Annotated in this window: 23 protein-coding genes and 1 riboswitch; of the genes, 15 read left to right on the top strand and 8 right to left on the bottom strand. The window is 53.5% G+C overall.

The features are described 5' to 3' along the window. Positions 1–40: 40 nt before the first annotated feature. A riboswitch (cobalamin riboswitch) is annotated at positions 41–255 on the bottom strand. Positions 256–673: 418 nt separating this feature from the next. Then, positions 674–1,024: a DUF805 domain-containing protein gene (locus L2731_RS04020; protein ID WP_249251937.1), complete on the bottom strand. Its 351-nt coding sequence runs from the start codon at positions 1,022–1,024 to the stop codon at positions 674–676. A gap of 224 nt (positions 1,025–1,248) precedes the next feature. After that, positions 1,249–1,887 carry a hypothetical protein gene (locus L2731_RS04015; RefSeq protein ID WP_249251935.1) on the bottom strand — a complete coding sequence of 213 codons (639 nt, stop codon included), beginning with the start codon at positions 1,885–1,887 and terminating at the stop codon, positions 1,249–1,251. A 333-nt stretch (positions 1,888–2,220) separates the two neighbouring features. Here L2731_RS04015 and L2731_RS04010 point away from each other — a divergent pair, with 333 nt between their 5' ends. The 8 genes from L2731_RS04010 to L2731_RS03975 all read left to right on the top strand — a co-directional run bounded on the left by L2731_RS04010 (position 2,221) and on the right by L2731_RS03975 (position 11,756). Next, entirely contained in the window at positions 2,221–2,598 is a 378-nt protein-coding gene (locus L2731_RS04010; protein WP_249251934.1) for a BlaI/MecI/CopY family transcriptional regulator, read from the top strand. Next, positions 2,595–3,851, top strand: coding sequence for a M56 family metallopeptidase (locus tag L2731_RS04005; protein WP_249251933.1), 1,257 nt, complete (start codon positions 2,595–2,597; stop codon positions 3,849–3,851). The genes L2731_RS04010 and L2731_RS04005 overlap by 4 nt, the downstream gene beginning before the upstream one ends. 320 nt (positions 3,852–4,171) lie before the next feature. Beyond that, a complete protein-coding gene (locus L2731_RS04000; protein WP_249251932.1) occupies positions 4,172–5,812 on the top strand; it encodes a pepsin-like aspartyl protease in 1,641 nt (546 codons plus the stop codon). A 67-nt stretch (positions 5,813–5,879) separates the two neighbouring features. Then, positions 5,880–6,413: a GNAT family N-acetyltransferase gene (locus L2731_RS03995; protein WP_249251931.1), complete on the top strand. Its 534-nt coding sequence runs from the start codon at positions 5,880–5,882 to the stop codon at positions 6,411–6,413. 94 nt (positions 6,414–6,507) lie between these two features. Beyond that, positions 6,508–7,320 carry an SAM-dependent methyltransferase gene (locus L2731_RS03990; protein ID WP_249251930.1) on the top strand — a complete coding sequence of 271 codons (813 nt, stop codon included), beginning with the start codon at positions 6,508–6,510 and terminating at the stop codon, positions 7,318–7,320. Positions 7,321–7,361: 41 nt separating this feature from the next. Further along, positions 7,362–7,628 (top strand): hypothetical protein, encoded by a 267-nt coding sequence (locus L2731_RS03985; RefSeq protein WP_249251929.1) that lies wholly within the window; start codon positions 7,362–7,364, stop codon positions 7,626–7,628. A 646-nt stretch (positions 7,629–8,274) separates the two neighbouring features. Beyond that, entirely contained in the window at positions 8,275–9,405 is a 1,131-nt protein-coding gene (locus L2731_RS03980) for a GGDEF domain-containing protein (RefSeq protein WP_249251928.1), read from the top strand. A gap of 173 nt (positions 9,406–9,578) precedes the next feature. Then, complete coding sequence (locus tag L2731_RS03975) at positions 9,579–11,756, top strand: cation:dicarboxylate symporter family transporter (protein WP_249251927.1); 2,178 nt, start codon at positions 9,579–9,581, stop codon at positions 11,754–11,756. 2 nt (positions 11,757–11,758) lie between these two features. Here the strand turns inward: L2731_RS03975 and L2731_RS03970 are convergent, their stop codons facing one another. Further along, positions 11,759–12,541, bottom strand: coding sequence for a CLCA_X family protein (locus tag L2731_RS03970; protein WP_249251926.1), 783 nt, complete (start codon positions 12,539–12,541; stop codon positions 11,759–11,761). 170 nt (positions 12,542–12,711) lie between these two features. On the opposite strand from L2731_RS03970, the gene L2731_RS03965 reads away from it, so the two are divergent. Then, positions 12,712–12,897: a hypothetical protein gene (locus L2731_RS03965; RefSeq protein WP_220043187.1), complete on the top strand. Its 186-nt coding sequence runs from the start codon at positions 12,712–12,714 to the stop codon at positions 12,895–12,897. Positions 12,898–12,959: 62 nt separating this feature from the next. Here L2731_RS03965 and L2731_RS03960 read toward each other — a convergent pair whose 3' ends face one another. Beyond that, positions 12,960–15,194 (bottom strand): acyl-CoA dehydrogenase, encoded by a 2,235-nt coding sequence (locus tag L2731_RS03960; protein ID WP_249251925.1) that lies wholly within the window; start codon positions 15,192–15,194, stop codon positions 12,960–12,962. 448 nt (positions 15,195–15,642) lie between these two features. Here L2731_RS03960 and L2731_RS03955 point away from each other — a divergent pair, with 448 nt between their 5' ends. Genes L2731_RS03955 through L2731_RS03945 form a run of 3 tightly spaced genes read left to right on the top strand, consistent with a single transcriptional unit; the run spans position 15,643 to position 18,357 of the window. Beyond that, positions 15,643–16,386, top strand: coding sequence for a (Fe-S)-binding protein (locus L2731_RS03955; RefSeq protein WP_249251924.1), 744 nt, complete (start codon positions 15,643–15,645; stop codon positions 16,384–16,386). A 10-nt stretch (positions 16,387–16,396) separates the two neighbouring features. Next, positions 16,397–17,785 carry a lactate utilization protein B gene (locus L2731_RS03950; protein WP_041508641.1) on the top strand — a complete coding sequence of 463 codons (1,389 nt, stop codon included), beginning with the start codon at positions 16,397–16,399 and terminating at the stop codon, positions 17,783–17,785. A 2-nt stretch (positions 17,786–17,787) separates the two neighbouring features. Then, positions 17,788–18,357: a LutC/YkgG family protein gene (locus L2731_RS03945; RefSeq protein WP_249251923.1), complete on the top strand. Its 570-nt coding sequence runs from the start codon at positions 17,788–17,790 to the stop codon at positions 18,355–18,357. 100 nt (positions 18,358–18,457) lie between these two features. Here L2731_RS03945 and L2731_RS03940 read toward each other — a convergent pair whose 3' ends face one another. After that, on the bottom strand, positions 18,458–19,351 hold the full coding sequence (locus tag L2731_RS03940; RefSeq protein ID WP_249251922.1) for a LysR family transcriptional regulator: 894 nt from the start codon (positions 19,349–19,351) through the stop codon (positions 18,458–18,460). Positions 19,352–19,688: 337 nt separating this feature from the next. Here L2731_RS03940 and L2731_RS03935 point away from each other — a divergent pair, with 337 nt between their 5' ends. From L2731_RS03935 to mgtE, 3 genes are all read left to right on the top strand, one after another. Continuing rightward, positions 19,689–19,994: a hypothetical protein gene (locus L2731_RS03935; RefSeq protein WP_249251921.1), complete on the top strand. Its 306-nt coding sequence runs from the start codon at positions 19,689–19,691 to the stop codon at positions 19,992–19,994. 185 nt (positions 19,995–20,179) lie between these two features. Then, positions 20,180–20,458: a peptidylprolyl isomerase PpiC gene (gene ppiC, locus L2731_RS03930; RefSeq protein WP_144201869.1), complete on the top strand. Its 279-nt coding sequence runs from the start codon at positions 20,180–20,182 to the stop codon at positions 20,456–20,458. A gap of 744 nt (positions 20,459–21,202) precedes the next feature. Beyond that, positions 21,203–22,558, top strand: a complete 1,356-nt coding sequence (gene mgtE, locus L2731_RS03925; RefSeq protein WP_239852114.1) for a magnesium transporter — start codon at positions 21,203–21,205, stop codon at positions 22,556–22,558. Here the strand turns inward: mgtE and L2731_RS03920 are convergent. From L2731_RS03920 to L2731_RS03910, 3 genes are all read right to left on the bottom strand, one after another. Beyond that, a complete protein-coding gene (locus L2731_RS03920) occupies positions 22,529–23,464 on the bottom strand; it encodes a mechanosensitive ion channel family protein (protein WP_239852116.1) in 936 nt (311 codons plus the stop codon). The genes mgtE and L2731_RS03920 overlap by 30 nt on opposite strands. A 103-nt stretch (positions 23,465–23,567) precedes the next feature. Then, positions 23,568–24,179 carry a LysE family translocator gene (locus tag L2731_RS03915; protein WP_239852118.1) on the bottom strand — a complete coding sequence of 204 codons (612 nt, stop codon included), beginning with the start codon at positions 24,177–24,179 and terminating at the stop codon, positions 23,568–23,570. A gap of 21 nt (positions 24,180–24,200) precedes the next feature. Further along, the gene (locus L2731_RS03910) at positions 24,201–25,316 is read right to left on the bottom strand and encodes an NADH:flavin oxidoreductase (protein WP_239852120.1); all 1,116 of its coding nucleotides are present in this window, start codon (positions 25,314–25,316) and stop codon (positions 24,201–24,203) included. Positions 25,317–25,418 lie beyond the last annotated feature (102 nt).

Raw genomic sequence — 25,418 nt, 5'->3', positions numbered from 1 at the left:
AACCGCCAGGGTCGCATTTCGAGATCTGCCCGCCGAAATCTCAAAATCACCTTAAGGGCCGGTCTCCGGACTGAGGCTAAGTCTAAACAAAGTATTTAAACGACGAGCATAGATTTTTTTAACGCCATGATGTTAAAGGCATGGCGCACCCAGCTCTCACCTATCACCGTTGCGGGGGCAGTGCCAGATTCTCACTGGCTTCCCGATTATCCCGTGTCGTCTCGCGCCACAGGCACCACATAAGGTTGACTAATACCAATCGTAGTAAATAGTCGATCATCCTAGCTTGTTAAAACGTTCGATAACTGCGTTAGATTTTTCGATTGTAGAATAACTACTTATCTAAAAATTCTAACTTGTTCTAAAACGTTTTTCCGACGCTATTTCTGATCGCTTACTTACTGTGATTGGTATGAATTTGGTCATGCTCTGTCTCATGGCAAGCCGCGGCTTATGTGCGGCGTTGAGGAGAGGCTCTCCAGGCCCAGTGACAGAACGCGGACATTATAGACGTCTACACGTATAAATGTCTAATACTCCCAGGCTCGGCCTCATCCAAATCTTCGCCAAGGGAGCAGGTTCACGCCCTAAAGACAGCTTAGCGCCCTCAAAACAATGAAGGAGGCCTAAGCCTCCTTCATCACATGATTGCGTCATCATATCGCTAACGATATCAGGCCTCGGCTAATGCCTTAGGATTGTCGCCATATTCGTTGCCTTCAACGCTGTCTTGTACATAGAAGACGATCAGCACGATAGCGCCGATGAGCGGGATCAGACCGATCAGCTGCCACCAGCCCGAACGGCCGGTGTCGTGTAGGCGTCTGGCCGAGATAGCGAGAGTTGGGATCAGCAGTGCCAGCGAGAAGATACCGCTCAGCATATACAGACCTGTCACCACATCTATGGTTGCCGCCACGGCATAGAAGATGATGTAGAACAGGGTAAACATCCAAAATTCTTTGCGACGCGCGCGACCGGTGAAATCAGCAAACTTCTTCAACGCACCAATAAAATATTCCATATAGTTCCCTTTGTTTACGTAAATTAACCGAAAAACTCCAATAAAGAGGGGGCCATTCCTGAGCCCCCTATTGGATAAGCTTCATAATATATCAATAGTTTCAAAAATATAATTGAAATTTAATGACAATCTCGCTTCGCTCACAGACGATCCACTTGCATCTAAAAAAATCGCCCCCTTGTGCCTCTGAGGCGAGTAGATGAACCTGCATCTAACGAGCGAGACTAACGCAGGCTCGCCATGTCGGCGATGCGCTCGATGGGCGGTGCTATCTTGAGCGAAGAGGTTGATAACAAGGCCTCTCCCCGCGCCGATTGATGCAGCAGAAACAGATCTTCCTCACCGGCGATAACCGTGTAGTGGCCTATCTCACCTACCGGCTTATCCATGCCCTGCTCACCCCTATGAGTGTGAGGCATCTTGTCGCAGGTTAGCATGGCGCTATAGCTTGCCTTGCCACCTAGCTCGCTGGCGCCCAGTTTCTGATAATGCATCTCCCCTTCGCAGGTAATGCGGTACTGCTCGGCGAAACCGTCGAGAAAGGCCTCAGGGTCGATACTGGCAGCCATGCCTTTAAATCCCTGCACACAATAGAGCGACGACCAATGGGCCAGCAGCTCCTGGGCAGGGACAAACTCGGCCGAAAACATATCGCCGTGCTGGTCGCTATAGGCTAGCCGCCAGTTAGCGGGGAAATACAGTCCAAGATTTTGCTTGAAAATAGTCAACTGACTGGGTTGTACCTGAACCTGTGACGACATCTGTGCCACCTGGGTGGCGCTCACGCTAAGGGGCTGTAAGAGCAAGGCCAGCGCCAGCCCTCTCGCCAAAGCCTGAGTGAATACCTGTGGTGAAAAATCCATTTTATCTACCTCATCCTCAATGCTGCGACACTTAGATAGCCGACAAAGATAGCTAACAAAGATAGCCGACAAAGATAGCTAACAAAGATAGCCGACAAAGATAGCTAACAAAGATAGCCGACAAAGATAGCCAACAATCCGGTCGCAAGCGGTGGCTAATCCCAGTGTAAATCACTAAACGGGAGTGATATCCAGCAGATGTTACTACAAAGTCGCGCCAGTCGATGGGTTGATTTACGAAATTTAAGACTGAAATAATGCTTGACGCTTTTGATTACAAATGTAATCTTAATTTAAAAATTACACTTGTAATCAATTGAAGACGGTTGAATCATGAAAGAGATCAGCAACGCCGAGCTGTCGGTACTCAACATAATCTGGCAAAACGCCCCCTTAGGTGCCAGCGACGTGGTGGAAGCTCTGGCCAGTAGCCAGGGGATGCACGAAAAAACCGTAAAGACCCTGCTCAACCGTCTGGTGAAGAAACAGGCCCTGGGTTATGAGAAAGAGGGCCGGGCCTATCTTTACTATCCCTTGATCGATCAGAGCGAGTATCAACTCAAGGAGAGCCAATCTTTCGTCGAGCGGGTATTCGCCGGTAAGGTCGCCCCCCTGGTAGCGGGTTTCGCCAAGCAGAAACAGCTGAGCCCCGAAGATATCGCCGAACTAAAGGCCTTGATCGATGACTGGGAAGAGGAGCAATCCTCATGATGAGCCTAATCATCAGTGTGATGCTGCCGCTGACCCTGTTGTGCGCCGCCATCTTGCTGCTACACAAACCGCTACTAGCCAGGTTAGGCGCCCACAACACCTACACCCTCTGGGTCGCCGTGCCCTTACTACTGGCGGGCACTGTGCTGGGCCAACTCATCCCGGCAAGACAAACCAATCCGTCGCTGTACCAGTTGCAGCACTTTAGGGTGCAGGCGAGCGAGTTCCTATCCCAGAGCCATTACGCCACGCTGAATATGACCCTAGGCTGCATCTGGCTGCTGGGCAGCCTGACACTTTTGGGCATACTCCTCTATCAGGCCATTCGGCTCAAGCAAGTTGTCGCGCAAGCCCAAGGGCTCGACCTGCCCAAGGCCCTGCTCTCCTTCATGCAGCTAGCAGGTTCGACGCCTAAAGCCTCTGTGGGCATCAAGTGTCACCCACAGATAGACTCGCCCATGCTGGCCGGTCTACTCAAGCCGGTGATCTTGGTACCTATGGATTTTAAACAACTCACTCAATCCCAGCAGGCCTCGATACTCGACCATGAGCTTAGGCATCTGGCACGTCACGACATTGCGGCCAACCTGCTGGGCTATCTACTGGTCTCCCTGTTCTGGTTTAACCCTGTCTGCTGGCTGGCCTATCGTCGTTTTCGTGACGATCAGGAGATCGCCTGCGATGCCGAGGTCACCAGGCATATGGATAAACAACAAAGAATTGCCTATAGCCAAACGCTATTGGCTTACTCCCAGCAGGCCCACCTGGGCATGCTACACACTCACTATGGAAACAAGACCATCCTCAAGGAGCGGATTATGCAATTGAAGAAAACACACACTAAGCGCCCTCTGGCCATTTTAGGCCTGGCACTCACATTGGGCTTGTCGGGCGCCTTAATTAACCAAAGCGCGGTTGCAGGCGACAAGCACCAGGACAAACACCACAACGAGGCCAAGGCGCCAAGCCCTGTCATGCGCGTCGAGCCAGCATATCCCGCCGAGGCCGCCGAGAAACGCATCGAGGGCTATGTCCAGCTGCAATTTGAAATCGACAAGCAAGGCAACGTCAGCAACGTCACCATCATCAAGTCTTACCCGGGCAACATGTTTGATGACGAGGCGATGAAGGCTCTGTCCCAATGGCGATATGAATCATCAAAAACAGGTGTCACCAATGCCAAGGTACAGCTGGACTTCATGATGTCAGCCCCTAAGGCGGAGATCGAAAGAGTGCGGGTGACCGCTGGCTAACGCCTGCTGGACAACACGAAAGTGAAAAGGGGCCGCGTCGCTCTTTTTCTGTTACTGATTCTGTTACTGAGCATTTGCACCCGACCTTCACTTATTTCTAGCAGCTCTTCCCCCCGAACTGCTCTTCCCCCTCCCGAGCTGCACTTACTCCTTAGCGACCATAGACTCAAGTCTCATAGCTAACGCTGCCCCCTAAGCAACACCAGAGCAAACGCCTGAGACTCTCCTCGACGCGCAGCAGATTGACCCCTATAGATAGATGGAGTAAAACAATGGCTTACATAATAAGAATATGAATTCCCTTAACCCAAAGGTCATCGATGAGTTCAACGACAACCACGCCCCGCACCCTCAAAGTCCCGCTAGTGAATGTCTACGCCAAAGGTGGCTACAGCGCCCAGCTGCGAATTGGCGCCGAGAAACACCCGCTAAATCTTATCTTAGATACGGGTAGCAGCACCCTGGTGGTGTCTGGCAGCGACTATGTGGAAGAGCGCGACAGCGCCCTCACCCCCACCAGCTTCGCCCAGGAGGTACTCTACGGTATAGGCGGCTGGGACGGCCCGGTAGTCTATACCCGGGTGGGCATTCGCGAAGACGCGATTGACTTCGATCTTCATGACGATCACGTCCCCCACGCCCATCACCCCATAGTGCTGGATCAATGCCCCGTGGCCGTGGTGTCATCCCTGGCCCAGGAAACCAGCTTTGCCGATGCCGACGGTATACTCGGGCTTGCCTATGATGGCCTTAACAAGGTCTATGATCTAAAAGACTATTTTCATCACTATGGCATAGCCCCGGCGCTCACCCATCCCTGGCCGTTCGACGAAGAGATCCACCTGTGCACCCAGCACTATCGTCCCATACTCACCGAGGCCAATCGGGACTTTTCTATGGTGCAGACAGGCAGCAACTCTGCGGCATCAGACGCCCAATGGCATCAGGCGACCGAGCAGAGCTTCAACAGCGAAGACCTACGTCAGTTTAAGCGCTTCTTGCGTACCCAACCCACCAATGATCTCCCCCCCTACTTTAGCAACTTGACCAGTCATGGCCTGACGCCAAATAAATTTGCCTTCTTCGCCCGCCGCTCCAGCATACATGTGGCGAGCCAGGAGGTACTCGTCCCCAATAGCGCCAACGACTTTGCCTTCCTCGGCCAGGATCCCCTCAACCAGGGCTGGTTAATCTTAGGCGGCGGAGAGGAACATACCGAACTCTATCGGGGCGAGTTTAAGACCATAGCGGTGATCGAGAACAAGTATTACAACGTCAATCTGGTGGGGATGAGTATCGGCGACAATGAGATGGTCCCCAGCCTGCTGACGCAGTCGCTGGCGGAGCAAGCGCCCACTTCTGACGACGCTCAGCCTGACCATAACGAACTCTGCCCCGACGGCCTGCACCTGCACACCCATGGGGTACATATCTGTGACACCCTAAGGGGGCAGAGCAACGCCATTATCGACACTGGCGCCTCGGCCATAGTGCTCACCCGCCACCTGTTTGGCGCGCTCAGCCAGGCGCTTGAAGCCATCAATCCCAGCTTCATCCAACAGATAGCCCCCTTTAGCGATATCGCCTATCAGCAGACAGGCATCCCCATGGACGAGCTGCAACTCGATAGCTGGCCGGATCTCACCTTCTATTTCGTCGGTCCGAGAAACGAGCATGAGGCAATGCCAAGTTGTGATGACCCAGACTGCCCGCCCGGTTGCGAGCCCATCGCCATCACTGTCACGCCCCAGCACTACTGGCAGATAAACACGCCGACTCAGGGGAAGGCCTGCTTCAAACTGCTGTCACAACTGCCTAACTGGCCGGATCAATCTATCCTCGGCCTGCCGCTGATGAGCGGCTACTATGTGATATTTGATCGCTCGGTCGATGAAAAGGGCGTCATTCGCTTCGCCGAGCAGAAACCGCTAGTGATGTCGGAGGCCCAGCTTGCCAAGTAACCCTCAGCTCCCGTCGAGACTTACCCAAGACTTTCCAAATCATGTTTTTTGCAGCGAGCGCCTGACTATGCGCCCGATAAATGAGACAGACAAGGCGCTATATCGCCGCCTCTATTGCGACGAGAGAGTGATGCGCCACATAGGCACGCCGCTCACACAGGCCCAGGCCGACAGGGCGTTTCAAACGGCATTAACCCAGATGAAGCAGGCTCTTGGTAGCACTCAGCCAGATAGCCAATATATGAACTGGGCCATAGTGGAGCGGCAAAGCCAGCACGCTATCGGCATACAAGGGCTCACCTGGCTGGGCGAGGATCGCACCCAGGCCGAGATAGGCATAATGCTGACCCCCGAGGCCAACGGCAAGCTCTATCCAGAGGAGGCCATGGGCGCCCTAATGGAATACGCCTACCTCAGGTTAGAGGTTAAGCGCATCCAGGCTCACTTTGCCGCCAGAAACCTCGCCACCGAACGTTTCGTCAAAAAGCTGGGATTTATATTCGAAACAGAAGGATTTTCAGCAATGGATTCGGTAGTAGATGACACTCGCCAGATGAAATCTTGCTTCGCCGATCCTCAGCACTATAAAAGTCAAAAATAAGTCATCAATTCAAGGCAATTAGCAGTTTTAAAACTCGGCGATTGCTGTTAGCTTTAACCCTTAATTAACATACATGAAATCAGGACCCAAATTCATGGCGGGAAGCCTGGCTTGTGTCGGCATAGGGATGACCTTAGGCGCCCATATCTGCCCGCTGGCACGCAGCTATATTGAACAAGCCGACGTCGTTTTCTCGGGCGTTTCAAACGGCATAGTCGAACTCTGGCTAAAAGAGATGCACGGCGATGTCCGCTCGCTACAGGTCTACTATGACGAGGGCAAGTCACGCCATATCACCTATCGTGAGATGGTCGACGCCATGCTAACAGAGGTCAGACAAGGCAAGAAAGTCGTCGGCGCCTTCTATGGCCACCCCGGCGTATTCGCCCAGGCGCCCCATAGGTCACTGGAACTGGCGCGCGAAGAAGGCTTCGAGGCAGTCATGGTACCAGGCATCTCTGCCGAAGATTGCCTCATCGCCGACCTTGGCATAGATCCAGGCCAATTTGGCTGCCAGCAGTTTGAAGCCAGTCAGTTTATGTTTTATCAGCGCCGCTTCGACCCCTCCTGTTACCTGATCCTCTGGCAAATAGGCCTGGCCGGCGACAAGAGCATGGCCAGATTCGCCACCGGCAAGGCCCATCGTCAGGTGCTGATAGAGCTGCTGGCAGAAACTTACCCCTTAGATCATCAGGTGATCCTCTACGAGGCGGCCGTGCTGCCCATAGATAAGGTACGCAAACAAACGCTGCCGCTGCGTGATTTGGCCGATGCCGAAATTTTTATGCACACCACCTTAGTGATCCCGCCAAGCGAAAAGATGCGACCAAACCCAACAATCCTAGATAAACTAGCTAGACTTGAAACGGCTCACCAGGTCGATAACACCCTAATGCCCGAAAACTAATCAATAACAAACTAACTACCAACAACAATTAAGGAAGAGCAATGTCGAACATTATTCAACTACTGGAACGCATGGGTCAGGATGCAGCGCTACAGACCGAAGCTGATAAACTGCAGACAATTGAAGAGTCACAGATTAGTGCAGAACAAAAAGAGCTTCTGATAAACCGCAAAGGTGATGAGCTTGCCGAGTCTCTCAAAACAAGTAAAGATATCATTTGCTTCCTAATCCCAGCGAAAGATGAGGAAGAAGAAAATGAAAGTGAAACCAACGAGGAATCTGACAACAAGTCAGTGGTAAATCAATAAAATGAAATTTTGCTACCTACTATTTAGCATTTTATTCGTATCACTTCCTCTGCACATTAAAGCAGAGGAAAGCTTTGATTTAGGTAGCAAACTTTTACATGCAAACGAGATAAGAAGCAGTAAACCTGAAGAATTTTCCTTACTTCTTGCTGAGATCAGAAAAACAAAAAACCAGTTGAACTCGGAACAGCTTGCACTGCTCGCATATTTAGAAGCTTATGAGATCACATACAAAGGCAACTTAGAAGAAGGAACATCTCAGCTAAAAAGACTAGTCAAGAATAGTAATACACCAAATGAAATTACACTTCGGTCTGAAATATCATTAATTAATATTTTTTCGATCACCAACCAATGGACTGAAGGGTTATCCCACCTAAAAAACTTATTAAGCTTGCTCAATGAAATCCAAAACATAGAACTGAAACATAACGGCTATGCCGTTGCTTCGATGTTTTTTAATCAATTGGGACAGTATAACTCGGCTATTCAATACGCAGAAAAATTAAAGAACAGCAAACCATCGAAAAGAAATACTTGTATAGCCAATGGATTAGCCATAGAGGCACAACTTGGCCTCAATCAACTCGAGGTCGACTCCCCCGGCCTTCAAGCCGCACTCGCCAGCTGTGATGAAGAGGTGATAATGGCGAGTTTCATCCACTCCTTTATCGCCACAAAACACCTGCGAGACGGCAATACGGCAGAGGTCTATGAGCAACTCACTCCATCGCTGGAAGCCATAGAGAAGACCCGTTACCCAAGGCTTATCGCCGAGGTCTACGCCACCCTGGCCAGCGCCTATCTGCAGGATCACAAGATAGGTGAGGCTCGCTTATTGGCAGAGAAAATTGTCAATTTGGCAAAGGGCTTAGGCAATACTCAGGCGGTCGTTACCGCCTACAAGGTGCTCTATCAGATCGCCGAGCTCAGCGGCAACTACAAGGCGGCGCTGGATTATCATGTCAAGTACGCCCAGGCCGACAAGGCATACCTGGACGATATCAAGACCAAGCATCTGGCCTTCCAGCTCGCCGAGCATCAGGCGGCGGAACAGAAGAGCCGTATCGCCCTGCTGGACAGACAAAACAACCTGCTACTCACCGAGCAGCAGCTGGCCAAGACCCAGGCGGAAAACAACCGGCTATTTATCTCGCTACTTATCGCCATCATCACCCTGCTGGGCTTCTGGGCCTACAAGTCGTGGACGATTCAGAAACGACTCAAGCAGCTGGCGGAATACGATGCCCTGACTCATGTGTTTAATCGCGGTCACTTTACCCAGGTCGCCCAGAGCGCACTGACCTACTGCGAGAGCAATGCCTCCGATTTAAGCTATATCTTGTTCGACCTAGATAATTTCAAACAGATCAACGACAGATTTGGTCATGCCGTGGGTGACTGGGTACTCAAGCGAGTCGCCAAGGCCTGTCAGGCCCAGGGACGCAAGAACGATATCTTCGCCCGCATAGGCGGCGAGGAGTTTTGTATCGCCCTGCCGGGCTGCACGCTGCAGACGGCAATTAAACTGGCCGAGGCCTGCCGCACGGCGATTGCCGCCATAGATTGCACAGAGACGGGTCATGAGTTTGAAGTCACTGCCAGCTTTGGCATCACAGACACTAATATGTCGGGCTATAAGCTGGAGCGGTTAATCAACGACGCCGACAGCGCCATGTATCAGTCGAAGGAAACCGGGCGGGATCGCATCTGTATCTTCGACCCAGAGGCCAAGCGTACTATTCCTCAGGCGTCCCATACTCTGCTCTCCCTCTAGCGAGGGAGGCTAGCATCAAGCGTTCGGGCCAGCCTTAGCATGAGACTGGCCACGACTATCTGCCCAGATATTAATTGTGCTGCTGCGCAACAGATTGAGATGAAAGCCTTTTGCCAACCCGCAGCCCCTTTTATAATCAGGCAGTCGGAAACTCAAGCATACGTAAAAAGGGAATGACTCTCGTGCTAAAGAAACTGCTCGCCATGACCAGCTCGACCCAGATGCTCGTCGCCATGTTTGTCGGTTTTGCGGTGGGGCTCTTTTTCGGAGAGTCCGTCGGCTGGATGAGCAGCATAGGCACCAGCGTGATCCTCTTGATGCAGATGACGGTATTGCCCTATATTCTGGTCTCCTTGGTAGGGGGCATAGGTAAACTCAAGCGCGCCACCGCCAGCCTGATCTTCAGCCGCGCCGGCGTCATCATGCTGCTGCTCTGGGCTGTCGGACTCCTACTGGTCGCCCTGATGCCGCTCTCCTTTCCCTTTGTCGAGACCGCCTCCTTCTTCAGCACCAGCTCCATAGAGCCCGCCGCGGCCATCGACTACTTTAAGCTCTATATCCCCTCCAACCCCTTCCAGTCGATGGCCGAGGGTTATGTGCCCGCCATGGTGATCTTCGCCATCGCCATGGGGCTGGCACTGATTGGCATGGAGGGCGATAACAAGCAGCTGATCATTAACTTCATGCACACCTGCAGCGAGATCTTCTCCAAGATCACCCAGGCGCTGGTGAAGGTACTGCCTATAGGGATCTTCGCCATGTCGGCCTCGGCCGCTGGCACCATGGGGGTGGATGAGTTTGCCAGCATGCAGGTTTATCTCATCAGCTATTTCGTGCTCTGCCTACTGCTGACCTTCTGGGTACTGCCCTGGATTGTAGCCTCACTGACCCCAGTCACCTTCGCCCAGGCGCTGAGGATAAGTAAGGCAAGCCTGGTCACCGCCTTCGCCACCGGCAACATCTTCATCGTCATTCCTGTGATCGTCGAGGAGTGTAAGCAGATCATGCGCGAGCATCAGAGCCTGAGCGACGATGCCGAAACCTTGGTGGAGATCTTGGTGCCCATCGCCTTCACCTTCCCCAACATAGGCAAGCTGACGGTGATCCTCTTCGTCCTCTTCGCCGGTTGGTTCAACGGCACACCGATAGAGCTCGGCGCCCTGCCATCGCTCTCCATCAGCGGCGTCTTGTCGCTATTTGGCAGCGTCTATGTGGCTATCCCCTTCATGCTGGACCTGGTGCATCTGCCACAGGATCTGTTCCAGCTGTTTGTGATGTCTGGCTTCATCACGGGCAAGTTTAACTCCATCACCGCCGTGATGAACCTGTTTGCCCTGACACTGCTGACGGTGGCGCTATTTGAGAAGCGTCTAAGATTCAGGCCACCGCAACTGCTCAAGATGGCCATAGGCGTGGGGGCCAGCGTGGTGCTCACCCTCATCGTCTGCCGGGTGGGCATGGGGTTGTTTATTCATAGCCCAGAGGTAACCAGCGGCGTTATCGCCAACATGCAGGTGGCCGATAAGGTGCCGACTAAGGTCAACAAGCAATATCCTGTGTTAGGCCAGACAGCCAAGCAACCCATTGCCGATGTCAACGCCATCCGCGCACGCGGCCTGCTCAGGGTCGGTTATATCCCCAGTAATGTGCCCTTTAGCTACTACAACAACGCCGGCCAATTGGTGGGCTTCGACAGCGCCATGGCAAACCGTCTGGCGGACGATCTCGGTGTGCAGGTTGAGTTTATCCCCTTCGAGAAAGACAAGCTGGCGGCCTCACTCGACGCCGGTTTCTTCGATATCGCCATGTCTGGCCTGGCCATGGATATCGAGCAGATGGACAAGCTCAGCTATGTGGAGCCGGTACTGCTGCTTAACCTGGCCATCGCCACCAAAGACCATAAGGTCAGCGGCTTCAAGCGCAATGAGTCGATTAAGGCGATGGAGAATGTGACTATCGCCTATGTGGAGCATAGTGACATCATCGCAGATGCCAAGGCATTTTACCCCAACCTCGAGTTCGTCAAGATTGAGGGCTATAAAGACTTCTTTCGCCAGAAGGGTGATAAGTACGATGCCGTGGTGATCAGCGCCGAGGCGGGCTCCGCCTGGACCCTCTTCTTCCCCGGCTACGGCATAGCGCCACTGGAATATAAGGCCAAATACCCCATCGCCTACGCCGTCGCCCAGGACAACCAGTCCCTGCTCAACTATGTCAACAACTGGCAGAAACTACGCAAGGTAGATGGTCACCAGCAGCGGCTGTACAACTACTGGATGCTGGGCCAAGGCGCCAGCGAAACTCAACCCAGATGGTCCATCATACGCGACGTACTGCACTGGGTAGATTGAGGCTATCCCTCGCGCCCCAAGGCATCGCCCAAGGGGCCGAAATAGGCCAGTAATTGTCGATAGATCGCCTGGCGGTGTTCATGAGTCGGATAGCCGCCCGCCTTCGCCAGCGACGAATCCAGGGTCTCGTTGACCAGGTAGGGATTGCGGATCTCGGGATGGGACTCGATACAGGCCTCGAAGGCCCTGGCCATCATCTCTGTGGGTTTGGAAAAGTATTGCCTCCCCTGCTGCCTGTCGAGCGCCACGGCGCGGCGCACATAATCATGGCTGTCCTGGCCATCGCCGCTCAGCAAGACGCAGGCAAACAGCTGCATCAGGCGATCATTTAGGGGATGAACTATGGGCGTGTGGTCGGCCAGCCAGCAGTGACTGGCGAAGGCGATGCCCGTCTTAGGGATGTCGAAGGCCTTGGTGGCAATATAGTGGTCGAAGGCGTGCCAGAACTCGTGTGCCAGGGCGCCCGCACCGGCATTTTTTGCCAGGGCTAATTCCCGCTGGGCAGGCATATAATGCGCCTGCACGCCCATCTGCCCACCAGTACCAAACGCCAGGTTCAGCGTCTGTCTCAGCCCCATGGCCTTGGGCGGCAACTGTAACATGAAGGCGAGATCGGCAAAGGCGTCGAAGATAAGGTTAGCCGCCTTTTGCTTCTCTTCCTCCTCGACCCAGCTGCCCAGGCGAATATGGTTGAGGCCAAATACCTCCTTGATGTCATGAAAGCTCACCTGCTCGCCGCAGCGATAGTCCGGTCCCTCACGTCGATACTGATTTCGTTTTAGCACAGACTACCCGCCGATTTGCTGATGCACCGATTTGTTGACCTCACTATGATACCCAATATTACCCGTCATCTCATGGCTTATCGCCACCAGCCCCCACGTTCAATCTTGGTTCAGCTAGCCACAGGTATAGTGTCGCTAAATCAATTTACCAGCACACGAAAGGGGAAACGATGAGACTATTGATCCTATGGAGCGTCATTATCATGATGAGCACTGTGGTCGTGGCACTGTCAGGCACAATTCATTGGCCTATGTTAGCCACCATTTTTATCGCCATGAGTATCGCCCTGCTGGTCATGGTAAAGATTGGCAAGGTGGCCGATAAACACTTCGTTAACTTCTGCTCCCCCCACTAAACCTGAGGTCCCAAAGACAAAAGCCGCCCCAAGGGGCGGCTTTTAACGGATAAACGCTTACTCTAAGCTATTTTTAACGCAGCCTTATCGCTTATTAGCTGCATGTCGAAGTCGAACTCGTCGACCCGAATGGCACGCTCACGCTTAAGGTTATAATCAAGCAACTGCTTGTGCTCGCCCTCTGTGATGATCTTGGCGGCGCGGGCTCTGTCCAGCGTCTGCGCAAATCTGACACCAGACTTGAAGTAGCCCTGCTTCAACCCCTTCTTCACCTTGGCCAGCAGCGGCAGACAGGCGATCTTAGCCAGATAGGCCTGCTGATTGATATCGTTACCATCGCCCGGAACAGGCTTCACCAGATGGGTCAGTTGACGCTTGATCTGGGTATTAAGCTGCGCCTCGTGGGCCAGTTCACGAACTAGGTCGTCGTTGATCTTCTTCATCTTAGGCGAGTAGGTCACGGTGATCAGCTTCATCAGCTGGCGGGTCGCTGCCGATGGGAAATTGTCCAGGAAGCTCTGCAGCGCGTTTTCGGCGTTAACCAGCGCCCAACGTGTAGCATACTCGAAATAAGGCTTGGCCTGCGCACGATGTTCGCTACTCACCTTCTGCTCGTAGTAACGAATCGAGGCCATGGCCGCGTACAGGTAGCTCATCACATCCCCCAGACGCGCCGACAGCATCTCGGCCTGTTTGAGCTTGCCACCGAGCACCAGCAAGGAGAAGTCAGCATACACAGCCAGTTTAGACGCCAGCTTGTGCACCGCCTTCTCATATTCCACTACCTCGCTCAGCTCAGACTTGGCTCCCGCAGTGAAAGGCAGTAGGCCTAGGCGGAAGGCACGCAGACTGTTACCGACACTGTAGCCCACTGTCTGCTTGAAGATGCGGTTAAAGGTCTTGTCGGCATCATTATCGTCGCTGTGAATCGCCTCCACCATACTTTGCAGATGAGGGTGACAGCGCATCACGCCCTGACCGAAGATCATCAGGTTGCGGGTCAGAATATTCGCCCCTTCCACCGTGATGGCGATAGGCTGCGCCACATAGCCAGAAGCCAGGGTATTTTGCGGGCCACGCTGAATCGCCTTACCAGCCTGAATGTCCATGGCCGAGTTCAGCACATCGCGGCCAATCTCCGTCATGTGGTACTTAGCCATTGCAGTCACCACTGATGGCTTAAGCCCCAGGCCCAGGCCTTCTGTGGTCAGCACGCGCATCGCCTCTTGCAGATAGGTCTTACCTGCGATATCCGCCAGCTTCTCCTGAATCCCCTCGAACTTGCCGATGGCCAGACCAAACTGCTCACGCACAGCGGCATATTCCGCCGACGATTTAAATGATGCCTGGCTCACAGAGACCCCGAGTGCCGGTAGCGAGATACCACGGCCGGCGCCGAGACAGGCCACCAGCATCTGCCAGCCGCGACCTATGTTCTGCTGACCACCAATGATGAAGTCCATCGGAATAAACACATTCTCGCCGCGAGTAGTCCCGTTATAGAAACGACAGCCCATAGGGTCGTGGCGATTGCCCAGCTCAACGCCTGGATGAGACTTAGGGATCAGCGCGCAGGTGATGCCTAGCTGCTCCTTGCCCCCCAACAGACCCTGTGGATCTTCCACCTTAAAGGCCAAACCTAATACGGTGGCGATAGGCGCCAGGGTGATATAACGCTTGTCCCAGGTCACCGACAGGCCGAGCACCTGCTCGCCCTGATATTCGCCCATGGTGACAGTGCCGATATCGGGAATACCACCGGCATCCGAGCCCGCCTCTGGACTGGTCAGTGCGAAACAGGGGATCTCCTGGCCGTTGGCCAGACGCGGCAGCCAAAAATCTTGCTGAGCCTGAGTGCCATAATGCATCAATAGCTCACCAGGGCCTAAAGAGTTAGGCACCATCACGGTAACCGCCACCGCCGAACTCTTGGCGGCAATGGTCGCCACTATGGTTGAGTTGGCATAAGGGCTGAATTCCAGGCCGCCAAAGGCCTTAGGAATGATCAGCGAGAAGAACTTATGCTCTTTTAAGAAATTAAGAATGTTATCTGGCAGGTGCAGGCTGTTTTGAATGGCAAAATCATCCACCATCTCGATCAAGGTCTGCACTGGGCCGTCGAGGAAGGCCTGCTCCTCATCGGACAGGGTGGCACCCGGAACCTGACGCAGGGCATCGAAGTCTGGGATCCCCTGATAGATAGATCCTTCTAGCCACACATCACCGGCGTCGAGCGCCTCTTGTTCAGTGGTAGATATACTCGGCAGTACTTTTTTAAATTTTGTTCTAATACTCATCTTTCAGACTCATCCGACCAGAAAACCTAGTGTGCATTACGTCACAAAAAACGAATTAGATCAAACATTCTAACCTCAAAAAAATGCTTTATTTTACAGTTACAAACATAACTTAAAATTAAGACCATTCTTTTCAAAAGGTTACAGATGTACGCCCAAATAAAAAATTTAAACAACCGTTTCATATAATTGTTTAAATCAAGCCTTTTTTGACCTGGATCAGTGACATTTTTCATTAATGAGTGAGCGAAATCATCCTGTTTCAGAAATGAAAAAATACGTATATATATTTACTAAATTAGCACTACTTATTATGTGGATATAAGCTTAAATTATCATCACAAATAACCCTGCAACATGGGCTAAATAACCAGCTTATGCCACCTGTAGCGGCACGATAAGCCAGCGCATTCGCCCACATGCAGCCATCAAAAAAAGAGAGTGCTTCATGAAGATAGCCCTATTCATTCCCTGTCTGGTGAACCAGATGATGCCCCATGTCGGCATCGCAACCGTCGAACTCCTCGAAAAACTCGGCCATCAGGTCATACTGCCCAAGGGCCAAACCTGTTGCGGTCAGCCCATGACCAACTCGGGCTGTTTTGATGAAGCCAAGAAGACCACCCTCAAGCTGTTAAATGCCTTCAAGGGCGTCGAGTGTGACGCCATCGTCTGCCCGGCCGCCTCTTGCCTGGTGGCAGCCAAGGAGAACTTCCATGAGTTCGACGACAGCCCGGAAGCCCAGGCGGTGATCGATAAGCTCTACGAGCTGACCGAATTCCTTCACGACGTCGCACCTATTCCCGCCTACAACAAGGCCTTCAACTACAAGATCAGCCTGCAGCTGAGCTGTCACGGCATCCGCATGTTGGACTTAGCCACACCGAGCGAGCAGATGGGCCCACGCACCAACAAGGTCGAGGCCGTACTGAGCAGCATCCCAGGCATCGAAATCGTCTATCCGGATCGCCGCGACGAATGCTGTGGCTTCGGTGGTACCTTCGCCGTCGACGAAGGCGCCGTCTCCGCCAAGATGGGTAAGGACAAGGCGCAGGCACACGCCGCCACTGGGGCAACCTATGCGGTGGGCTTCGATCCATCATGCCTGCTGCACCTGGATGGCATGATCCGCCGTCAGCTATTGCCGATCGCGACCCGTCATATCGCCGAAGTCATCAACGCAGCCCTCTAAGGAGCCGACCATGTCTAGTCAAACAACCGCACTCAACTCAGGCGTGCATGCGAAGAAGGCCGACATCTTCTGTAAAGATGAGGCGCGCGTCGATTGGCACTCTAAGGCCCTTTGGGTATTGCGTGAGAAGCGCGATCGCGCCGCCGGGAGCCTGCCTGAATGGGAACAACTGCGTCAGCTCGGCTCCGAGATGAAGCTACATACTCTGACCCACCTGGGCGAGTACTTAGAGACCTTCGAGAAGAACTGTCAAGCCAACGGCATCGTGGTGCACTGGGCCAAAGATGGCGCCGAGCACAACCAGATAGTGCACAGCATACTGGCCAAGCATCAGGTGAAGAAGCTGGTTAAGTCTAAGTCGATGCTCACCGAAGAGTGTCACCTTAACCCTTACCTGGAGAGCAAAGGCATAGAGGTGATCGACACCGACCTTGGCGAGCGCATCATCCAGCTGGCCAAGCAGCCACCGTCACATATCGTGGTACCGGCGATCCACATGAAGAAAGAGGAAGTGGGCGACCTCTTCCACGACAAGCTAGGCACAGAGGCCGGCGCCTCGGACCCCACCTATCTGACCCGCGCCGCCCGCGCCCACCTGCGTGAGCAGTTCCTGTCGGCCGATGCGGCCATGACAGGGGTCAACATGGCAATTGCCGATAAAGGCGCCGTTGTGGTCTGCACCAACGAAGGTAACGCCGACATGGGCGCTAACCTGCCGAAACTACAGCTGCACTCCATGGGTATCGACAAGATGGTGCCAGATCTCGACAGCGCCGCCATCTTGCTACGCACCCTGGCCCGCAACGCAACCGGTCAACCTATTACCACCTACAGCAGCTTCTATCGCGGTCCACAGGACGGCGGCGAGATGCACATCATCATCGTCGACAATGGCCGTACCGACATGCTGAAAGACAAGATTCTGGCCGAATCGCTCAAGTGTATTCGCTGTGGCGGCTGCCTGAACACCTGCCCCGTGTATCGTCGTTCGGGTGGTTACAGCTACAACTACACGATTCCAGGCCCTATCGGTATCGCCGTAGGTGCACAGGCCGATGACACTCACTCTATCCCTTGGGCCTGTACCCTGTGTGGCAGCTGTAGCTATGTCTGTCCGACCAAGGTGCCGCTGGATAAGATCATCCATCACCACCGTCGCCTCAAGGCCAAGGCGGGCAAGCTACCATACGGCAAGCGCAACTATATGCCGCTGGTCGGCAACTTCATGGCCAGCGAGACCATGCTCAACTGCTCCATGAGTGTCGCCCGCACCGCGCTGCGCATCCTGCCGGGGTCACTGCTCAAGCCATTCTCGGGCGCCTGGGGTAAGTACAGAGAACTGCCGGTCGCACCTAAGTCCAGCTTCGAAGCTTGGTTTAACAAAAACAGAGGTCAATAAACATGTCGAGCAAGCAATCAATTCTCAATGCATTAAAAAGCGTCGCGGTTGCACCTCAGGCCATGCCGCCAATCAATGTCAGCCCACGTCTTGACGATGTGATCGGCCAGTTTGAAACCAACCTAGGCACTGTCGCCGGCACCCTGCACAGAGAGGGCGGCCTGGCCGCCTTACAGGCTAAGGTGGACGAGCTGATCAAAGAAGGTAAGCAGGTGATCTCTCAGGTCGAGGGTGTCACCGGCAACCGCAGCGCCCCGGAAACGGCTCACGAGCTGAAAGATATCGACTTTGCGGTGATCCCAGGCGATGTCGCCGTGGCGGAAAATGGTGCCATCTGGGTCAATAACCAACACCTGGGCCACAGGGTAACTCCCTTCATCTGTGAGAACCTGTTTCTGGTGGTGAGCGCCGACAAGGTGGTCGCCAACCTACATGAAGCGATTAAACAGATCGGCTTAAACAGCGGTGAGTTCGGCGTATTCATTGCCGGTCCATCTAAAACGGCCGACATCGAACAAGCCTTGGTTGTGGGAGCCCATGGTGCCTGTAGCTTGAATGTCTACCTAATTTAACCCCCCATTTTGCAGCCTCAAACTGCCTAGCCACCGCTTTTAAAGGGTGGCTTTTTTTTGGTTAAAACTGAGAGAAAAACTCTTAAAGAGAGTTCCGGAATCAATGAAATAAACAGCTGGCTCTTTCCTGCATAAATTCGATAAACAGCTTTACCTTTAGGGGTTGATGGGTACGCTGATGGTACAGCAGAGAGATACGTCGCTGCTCCCCTTGCCAGTCGGGCAACACCCGGCGCAGCTCACCCGAGGCAAGCTCCTCCTTCACGAAAAGTTCTGGACCATAGAGAATACCGCCGTCGTCTACCGTGGCACGCACCGCACCGTTGAGATCCCCAAGGGTTAACTTGGCCGGCCCCTCGTAGTAAAAATCTTCGCCGTTAATGTGTTTCATCGACCAGTTAAACAGGGGCCACACCTTGATCAAGGAATGCTCCGCTAGCTGATCGGGATGGTGAGGAATACCGGCACAGGCAAGATAACCCGGCGAGGCAAACAAAGCATAATCCAGCACCCCAAGCGACTTGGAGACCCAGGAGGAATCCGGCTGGGCGCCGCCGACAATGGCCACGTCCACCCCCTCATCGATCAAATCTATGCTGGAGTTATTCTGAGTAATGTGCAGCTGAATATCCGGGTAGGCCTTGGAGAAGTCGTTCAGCACCCCGATGAAGATCATCGAGATGATCGACACGGGCGCCGCGATGCGCAGCGTACCTTCGGCCTTTTCGACTCTGGGTTCGCTACAACGGTCAAACTGGGCAACCACATTTTGATAGCGACCAAAGAGCTCACTGCCCTCCTCCGTCAGCCTGAGCTTACGGGTACTGCGCATGATCAGCTGGGTATCGAGCAGGCTCTCCAGCTTAGTGACCTTGCGACTCACGGTAGCCACAGGTATTCCCAGCTCTTTTGCCACCTGCGAAAACCCTCCGGTATTCACCAGATGCACAAACAGATGGATAAGCTCAAGTTCCGTGCCTACGTTGCGCGCCATCAAAAGCCTCGAAAAAACCGATTAGAAATGGATAAGAATTATAACAAAACCAAGTGTGTCAGACAGCTATCTGACCTCATTAAGCTTGCGCTCAATCAATAAATCCCTCATCTGCTCCCACAGATACTCGCCCAATAGGATCCTTGCTTATCATTCCCCCAGGCTTCTCAATGGGTTAGCCCCTTAGTTCATGAGCAAACCCAGCGTTCACAAGCTTAGCGCTCGCTAATTTAGCTATCAACAAGATATTAATTTTTAAGACAAAAACTAGACAGATGATATTTTGCACAGCAGAATAAATGTGACACCGGTCACATTTACCATGAGGAAGATAATAATGAATAAGATGATCCCTACAGCACTCCTACTCGTCTCGTCGGCACTTTCGGGCGCAACTTTCGCTAACTTTACCGCCATTGAATGTAACGATTGCTCATCGGCCGCAGCCCTGCAACAGGCCGCCAAGGTACTCGCGAAGCAGGACAACAAGCCCGTTTATGTGGTTGACTTCGTTAACTATCAGGTCAGCAAATATCAACAAGAGGGGGAGGCGGTCACTGCCAAGGCCATGACGCTGTCTGAGAATCTACTCATCAACAATCACTATTCTTATCGAAAATCGACCCTACGCTCGGCAAATTAAAGCTTGGCAATTTAATCACCTAGGGGTCTCCTTTACGGAGGCCCTTTCACAATCCTGGCTATCCTTTTGCCGAGAGAAATGGGCAACCCCAAACCAAGGTGGCTAAATCCTCTTGGGCCAGCGAAGCCTAAGCCAGTATAATGGCCAGTATCAGATCCAATTTATTAGCCAAGAGGCAACACCAGATGGCCAGAACCGCAGCGGCGCTTCATATCTTAGTCAAACATAAAGAGCTCGCCGAAGAGATCATCGAAAAGCTCAACAAGGGCGCCAAGTTTGACCAACTCGCCAAGAAACACTCAACCTGCCCATCGGGCAAGAAAGGCGGCAGCCTGGGTGAGTTCAAGAAAGGACAGATGGTCCCGGCCTTCGACAAGGTCTGCTTCAGCGGCGAGCTAATCACCCCGCATCTGGTGAAGACTAAATTCGGCTGGCATGTGGTGAAGATCCTCTACAGGACATGATGGTTTAAGGTCTGCGTAGACATAGTAAGACGACTTGCGACCGTCTTAAACATTATTTTCGCACGAAGCGCTAAGATAGTGCATTGTAATGAACACGTTACTAAGGTGTTGTATCGAACTTGATACTGAGATTTGCCAGTGACACGCTATGAGGCCGTCCCTGGCCACTCTACAGTTTCATCTGACCTCCACGGAAGGAGGGAATGCCGATAAATCTCGGAAACATTTTAGGCCCTGAGACCGACTGTCACCGGCGTATCTGCACAGAGTTATTCTGCCTCTTAGCTTTAACTTCATTTAATACTTCGTAAATACAAGAACCAGAAATAAAGCTTCGGCAGGCATTTCAAAGTTTTAAATTATCTTTACTATCTGTGTAAAATCAGGCCTCTATGGCATCAGTAGCGATTCAGACAGCAGAACGACTCGTGGGCGGCCTCTAGCTTGCCGATGATATAACAGCTCTGCCAACCTCAAGTTATACCATTTACCCACATCACATGTGCAAAAAACAATAAATTCATAAGATTAACTCTATCATCGTCTTCCCTCTCACTCATCCTTTCCCCGTTAAATCAAGAGCAATACATCACGTCATTTAAGTATTCCAGGTTAGACGTTGTACTGTCACTAACGCGTTAAATTCATTAGAGTAGACTAAGCTCTCACTATCGATTCACTCCCTGTGATGAACCTGAATTTTGGGAAAATCAGGCCCCAAATAGTCAATCAAAAGGAAATTCGATGACAGACAAATTTCAGCAGTTTGCAGACAGGCTCGACAGCGCATTACTTCAGGGCGATAACGCCGCCATTCAGGACATTTTAGCCGAATGTACCAGCGCCGAGACCGCCCGTCTGCTCGAGTCTCAGCCTCCCAAAGAACGACTACAGATCTGGGCGCTGGTGCCCACGAGCAGCTGCGCCAAGGTGCTGCTGGCCCTGCCCAAACCACTGCGCCGCACGCTGATCCAACAGACAGAAGAAACCAGACTCATTATGGGTCTGAGCCAGATGCAGATGGATGAGCTGGCGGATATCGATGCCGATCTGCCCATGCCCGTGGTGTCGGCCATGGTGCAGGCGATGGACGCCCAGCGCAGGCAGCGCTATGAGCGCGTCAGAGACTACCCAGACAACAGCGCCGGCGGTCTGATGGATGTGGATAGTAGCGCCCTGCGTGCCGATGTCTCGGTTAAGGCGGCCCTGCGATATCTGCGTCGTCTGCGCCAGCGCGAGGGCGAGCTGCCGGAACACTTAGACAGCCTAATGGTGGTCGATCGCGACAACACCCTGCTTGGAATCGTCCCCCTGAGCCTCCTGGTCTCCACCGAGATGGATATCAGCATTCGTGAGCTGATGTCGACCCAGGTAACCCGATTTACGCCACAGATGCCCGCCAGCAGCGTCGCCCAGGTCTTTAAAGACCAGGATCTGCTCTCGGCGCCCGTGGTGGACGACGAACAAAAACTTATTGGTCGCATCACGGTGGACGATGTGATCGACGTGATTCAGGATGAGGCCGACAAGGCGCTCTATTCCCAGGCTGGCCTTAACACCCACCCGGATATGTTTGCTCCCATAGTTCGCAGCGCCACGAGGCGGGCGCTCTGGCTCGGGATTAACCTGCTTACCGCCTTCCTCGCCGCCTGGGTGATCGGCCTGTTCGAGGCCGCCATCGAGAAGGTGGTTGCCCTGGCGGTGCTGATGCCCGTGGTGGCCAGCATGGGCGGCGTCGCTGGCAGTCAGACCCTCACCCTGGTGACCCGGGGCCTTGCGCTCAATCAGGTCAACCGCAACAACATCATCAGGCTGATCGGTCATGAGTTCAGTATCGGCGCGCTCAATGCCCTGCTGTGGGCCGCCCTAGTCGCCTTCATCGCCCTCAGGTGGTTTGGCGACTGGCAGCTGGGACTGGTATTTGGTCTCGCCATGGTGATAGTGCTGATCACTGGTGTCGTGGCAGGCGCTAGCATTCCTATGCTGCTCAAGAAGATAGGCATAGATCCTGCTCTGGCCGGCGGTGTCGTACTCACCACGGTCACAGACGTGGTGGGTTTCTTCGCCTTCTTAGGATTGGCGACTCTGTTCATCCTCTGAATTAGACTCTGAACTAGACTCTGAATTAGCCTCTGAGCCACTCGGTGACCTGCCCGTAAGCTTAAGCTCGCCATCGATATGCAGATCCCGCTGAGGGAAGGCGATCACTATGCCGGCATCATTAAACTGCTTATAGAGCCGAAAACGTATGTCGCTGCGGATGCGACGAATATCCGCCTCGCTACTGGCACACACCCAGAAGATGCCATCGAAGATCAACGCGTTATCGCCAAAATCTTCGAAGATGGCAATGGGTGCGGGGCCATCTAAGATCTCATCATGATCATCCAGCGTCTGCTTGATGATGGCCCCCACCTTCTCCACGTCTGAGCCATAGGCCACTCCTACCCTAACCGTCGAACGGGCGATATTGTCGATCAATGTCCAGTTGGTCACAGTGTTCTCAAGCAGATGGCTATTGGGCACCAGCATATGTACCCCATCGTTGCGACGGATCAGGGTCGAGCGGGTATTGATGCTCTCCACTACGCCTTTAGTGTCGCCTATCTCTAGAAAATCGCCGATCCGTATCGGCCGCTCCCACATCAAGATCCAGCCGCTGATAAAGTTATTGATGATGTTTTGCGCCCCGAAGCCCACCCCAATGGCGATGGCACCGGACACGAAGGCGAACGCCTTGAGGGGGATATTGAGGATCTCCAGGCTGGTCACCACAATGACGGCAATCGCCAGGATGAGGTAGATACGGGAAAACAGATGCACCGCGTCCGGCGCCACCTTACGGGCCAGCATGGCACGGCGAATGAGCTTACCGATACGGGTCACGATAAACCAGGCCAACAGCAGCAGCAGCGGCACCTGCAGAACCTGAGAGACGGTGATCGCCGACTCACCATAGGTAAAGAGAACGAATGATAAGATCTCTTTAATATCCTGCCAGCTCATGCCCCGCCCCCTTACATTGCGCCGTTCATTGAGTATAACAGCCGGGGCGAAAAGCGTGATTTAGCCATCGGGGTCAAGCACTTTGGCAATGCAGCTCCCTAAGTTAAATACTGAGCCAGAGCACGGCTACCAGAAAGAGCATGGAACCCGAGAGACGATTGAGCCACTGGCCCCTGCCGCGCAGCAGGAGGAAGCTCGAGAGCCGTCGACCACCATAGGCATAGAGCAGCAAACAGGCAAACTCTATGACCACCACCAGCGCCAGCAAGACTAGCGCCTGGGTCATCAAAGGCTGCCCGGGACGAATAAAGGGCGGCAGCAACGTCATCAGAAAGGCCCAAGCCTTAGGATTAGAGATCGCGGCGGAGAAGCCACTCAACGCCAGTGCCCCCGGCGATGATTGCGACGCACTCTCCACCTTACTGGCACTATAAGGCGAGCGCCAGCTCTTCACCCCGAGATAGATGAGATAGGCTGCCCCAAGGTATTTCACCATCAGCAGCAACCATTCATGACGGCTAAGCAAGTTGCTGATACCGACAAGCGCCAAGGTGGCGATCGACGCGATGCCCACCAACACGCCGATCATCATCCAGAGGGTTCGACGCACGCCTATGTTGGCTCCGAGCGTCATTGCCAGCATCATGCAGATCCCAGGTGAGACCGACATGAGAAAGAAGGTCAACATAAAGACCAGTAACCATGAGAAATCCACAGAGTCTCTCCCTTTCCTGAGTTAGGCCTGAGCGTCGTCGGGCGTCGCAACCAGCCCGGGCACAGAGAGCAGATATTCAAGTCCCTTAGCGTTGAAGCCATTTAGGCTCAGCCGCTTTCGACTAAAGGGCGGCTTAATCAACTTAGTGCGGGTCGACACCCGGTTGAACCAGTCGGGATTACCCAAGGCCGCACTGCCCACGGCCACCATGTCGGCCCCCAGATGCAACGCCTGTTGCGCACTGAGGCCATCGGCAATCTTACCGGCTACCATCAAAGGAATATCACCGATAAAGCCTTCACGAATATTTGCCAGCAGGGAACTCCCCTCGCCTTCATCCGGCGCCTTAAAGCTGTCCCCCAAGGAGAAGTGCAGGCAGTCGATATCTTGCTCGGCGAGGATATTGGCAACCTCCATCTGATGGCTCAGCGCTATGCCACGCACATTGGCATAGCTTTCCGGTGACAGACGAACGCCGACGATAAAGTTACGGGGCAGGCGACGGCGGATCTCTGCGATGATGTCGCGCAGTAACTTGGTACGCTTATAGACGCTACCACCCCATTCGTCGCTACGCTGGTTGAGGGTCGGATTGAGAAAATTACACAGCAGAAAATTGTGGGCGCTGTGGAGCTCTATGCCATCCAATCCCGCCTCAAAGGCCCGCTGCGCCGAATGAACGAAGGCCTCCTTAAGCTCGGCGATCTGTTCGCCGCTCATCTCCTGTACCCCGAGTGGATAGCGTCCACCCGGTGGGATGGCTGAGGGCCCCATTGGCGCTCGGCCATTTAACTCCACCGAGGCGCGTACGCCACCGTGATGTAACTGCACTAGGGTCAGTACCTCATGACCCCTGGCCATCGCGGCCACCTTGGCAAACTGTCCCTGCTGATAATCGCTCATCAGACCGGGCTGCCCCTGCCAGCAGCGCCCGCCGGTCTGAACCTGGGTGGCGGCTAAGATCAGGGTGCCGAACCCGCCCCGGGCACACAGGCTAAGCCAGGCCATCTCGTCGCTGCTGAGATCGCCATTATCTTCGCTCATGTTATGGGTCAGCGGGGCCAGAACCGTCTTGTTTTTAGCGCTCTTACCTGCGCGGCAAAACAGCTGGGGATGGGTAAAGCTTGTCGTCACCATAGTAGATATTCCACACCATTAAACTCATGGCGCCTACTGTACACCACTCCCATAGGCGATATAATCAGGCAAATCAGCAAGAGTAAATTTCCCAATAGGAAA

This window comes from Shewanella aquimarina (assembly GCF_023349185.1).
Classification (GTDB): domain Bacteria; phylum Pseudomonadota; class Gammaproteobacteria; order Enterobacterales; family Shewanellaceae; genus Shewanella; species Shewanella aquimarina.
This window is presented reverse-complemented; position numbering and strand designations above follow the sequence as displayed.